The organism is Spiroplasma sp. hy2 (assembly GCF_044714365.1).
GTDB classification, from domain to species: domain Bacteria; phylum Bacillota_I; class Bacilli_A; order Mycoplasmatales; family Mycoplasmataceae; genus Spiroplasma; species Spiroplasma phoeniceum.
This window is the reverse complement of the sequence record NZ_RXFZ02000119.1, coordinates 1-3,224: the sequence shown is the minus strand read 5'-3', so window position 1 is coordinate 3,224 and position 3,224 is coordinate 1. Positions and strand designations below refer to the sequence as shown.

The following is a 3,224-nucleotide window of genomic DNA, read 5'->3' as shown; positions in this document are numbered from 1 at the left end:
TYTRTAATTATTTTTTTCATTAATTATTTACCTCCATATATTAAAAATATACCTAATTTTAGGTATATTTTATAAATATCAAGAGTTTTCGACAAAATTAAAGAACAGATGTAATTATTTAGGTTATGTTATAATCTATAAGACAGAAAGAGGGTGCAGGTGTGTTACAAAATAATTGAGATGTTTTTTTATTTAATCCATTAATGTTATTATTGTTATTTGTTCTTTACATATTAATTTTAATAAAAAACATTAAAATTAAACATACTAGTCAGAAGGCATTCTTTATTCAAACGTTTTTATATTGATTTGCATTATCATCAATTATTGGTGATAATTTTGAGTTCCGTGATTTATTCTTTGCTGCATCAATTAATAATATGGAAGGAATTGCCATTATTGCAGCAACTTCCCTTTCTCTTTATGTTTTTTTAGCGATGATTCCTTATGTATTTTTACATAAGGTTTTTTCTCGTATTGGTTGACATTTTTTTCAATATACAATGTTTGGAATATCAATGCTTGGAATTTTTATTTTAATTGTTTATCCTTCCGCACCAACATTAATTAACGCGGCAATTTTTCTTGGTTTTGGAATTATTACAAAGGCTAGTTATTTTTTATCATATAATGAAGCATATGGTCGTAAGTTTTTTCCATTTAAAACAATTAGTTTAGTAGCGCCATTAATGACATTTGCGCTTATTTTTGGTAGTGAGTTTAATAATATTGTTATTAAAGTAGGAAGTAATTTAACTAATCAGTTGCAAATAGGAATTATTGGAATTGGTGCAATAATTGCTATTGCGGGTGCAACCATTTTATATGCTTTATTTTCACATAAAGAATTTACATCAACATCATTTACGATTGAACAGCAAAAAATGTTTGAACCATTTAAATGGGGAAAAGTATTAATTATCTTTTTTATGGTAATTTTAATTATTATTTTAAAAGAAGTGTCTCAATCAAATATTTATCTTTGATTGTTAGGCCAACGCACATGAGAAAAATACCATGATGTTTGAAAAGTCAACCAATTTGTGTGTTTAAATGAACAATTATTCCTAATTCCACAATTTTTTGGTGCTTATTTAGCTTGTCATTTACTGTATAATAAAATTGGTGTTAAATATTGCTTTGGGTTAGGATTATTACTATGATTTATTTTCTTTAGTATTACTGCATTTAATCATTCGCCAGAAGCTTACTTAGCATTGCAAGTTATTAATGGATTAGCTTTTGCTATGTGTTTTAATATTTTGTTTGCAATGACGTGTGAATGAAAATATCGTTCACCAACAAATAAACCGATTGTAGCACAATTTCAATTATTATGATTTGGATTAGAATTCATTATTAAATTTGTTGATGATGTGATGCGTGATAAAAAGGTTGGTATATTTAAAGAATATGTTTATGGTCAACAATATATTCCCCGTGATAGTTTTGCGATTCAAATTGATAATATTACAACAATTATTTCAACAATTTGTGCCACAATTGTTTTACTTTTATTGTTAATATTTTATTATACTTCAGACCTAATTTTAGCTGAATATCGTAATCATTTACGTTTATTAGTTCCGAAAGTTAATCTATTATTACGCGAAAGTTTTATTAGTCGTGTTAAATCAAATATTAATTCTGAAACAAATAACAAGAAAAAAACTTAAATAAAATAATTGTTGTTTTAATAAAAGAATATTTTTAGTATTTTTTTTAAATTATGGTTAAAGGAGATTAGAATGAAAAAAATAATTAAGATTTTAATGGCACTACAAATTGGCACTACTTCTGCTAGTTTTTTAACATCTTGTGTTAAAAAATACCAATATATGTATGATATTTGGGTAATTACTAGTGGTGGGTCAATTAATGATAAATCTTATATTCAATCAGCGTGAGAAGGAGCAAGCAAATATATCGTGTCACAATTTACCCAAGTTTCATCAATGACACAATGACGAGATAGTCCATTGCGAGCTAGCTATTTTGAACCAAATGGTATTATACCAGGTGAATTTAAAGCAGCTTATATTACAGCTAGTATTGCTGGGGCAAAGACGCTAATTTTACCTGGTTTTAGTCATGCCAACACCATTGGTTGAGCAGCAAACTTAGTGGATAATGTTATTTTTATTGATGGTAGTGGTCAGAATGTTCATAAAAATATGGACCCATACGGTTCGTTAGCTGATAATATTGTCGGAATTTTATTTCAAAAAGAAATTGCTGGTTTTTTAGCGGGTCTTGTTACAGCAATATGACTTAATTTGCATCAAACAGAATTTCAACAACAGTTAAATATTGCAACTTATGGAGGAATGGATAATCCAGTTGGTGTTTCAAATTATTTATGAGGATTTTTATTATCAGCGGATGTGTTTAATGAAATTATTAAGAACGATGTTAGATATCCTAATTTACATCAATTGATGACAGATATTTTAGCAATAATTAAAAACATAAACCCCAAAATTAATAATTTATTACCAATAAGAAAAGTTCAAGAAGTATTAAATGACAATGAGTCATGGTTTTCACAATCATTTAATCAAGGAGAAGGAAAAGTGATTTCTGATTATTTAATTACTAAAAAAGCAAGTATTATTTTTCCTGTTGCAGGACCACAAACCCAAGATACAATTGACCGAATTAAATATAATAAAACGAAAACAAAAGTTGTTGGAGTTGATACAGCACAATCTCAAATATATGGTGATGAATATATTATTACTAGTGGGTTATTAAATATTGCACAAGCAACAGAAGATGCTTTATCTAATATCTATTCAACAACTTGTAGTTATAATAATGTAACTAAACAATGAGATAATAAGCAACTTGATTCTTGTTGAATTAATACTGACCAATCTTCAAAAACAAATTCAAATTGATTAGGGATTGAAAAAACAAAATGGATTAATGATAGTATTATTAATTATATTAATAACGATGCAAAGATTACTAAATTAACAACAACAATTGGGATGATTTATGATCAAATTAAACAAGAGCACTTTACTGATACATTAAAATTAACTTATCAAAAACAAAATGAAGTAAAAACTAAATTATTAGAGACATTAGAAAAGGGTTTAGGATAAAAATAATATATTACTTTAATTTTGTCGAAAACTCTTGATGAAATAAAAAAAATCATCAATATGACAATTTGAAAACTAATTTTGTGTAAGATTATGATTTTGCTTTAAATTTAA

Annotated in this window: 2 protein-coding genes; both read left to right on the top strand. The window is 26.4% G+C overall.

What is annotated here, in order from left to right:
* The first annotated feature begins 161 nt into the window (after positions 1-161).
* Complete coding sequence (locus tag EHV01_RS04240) at positions 162-1,676, top strand: hypothetical protein (RefSeq protein WP_422066350.1); 1,515 nt, start codon at positions 162-164, stop codon at positions 1,674-1,676.
* 72 nt (positions 1,677-1,748) lie between these two features.
* Positions 1,749-3,110: a BMP family ABC transporter substrate-binding protein gene (locus tag EHV01_RS04235; RefSeq protein ID WP_422066349.1), complete on the top strand. Its 1,362-nt coding sequence runs from the start codon at positions 1,749-1,751 to the stop codon at positions 3,108-3,110.
* Positions 3,111-3,224 lie beyond the last annotated feature (114 nt).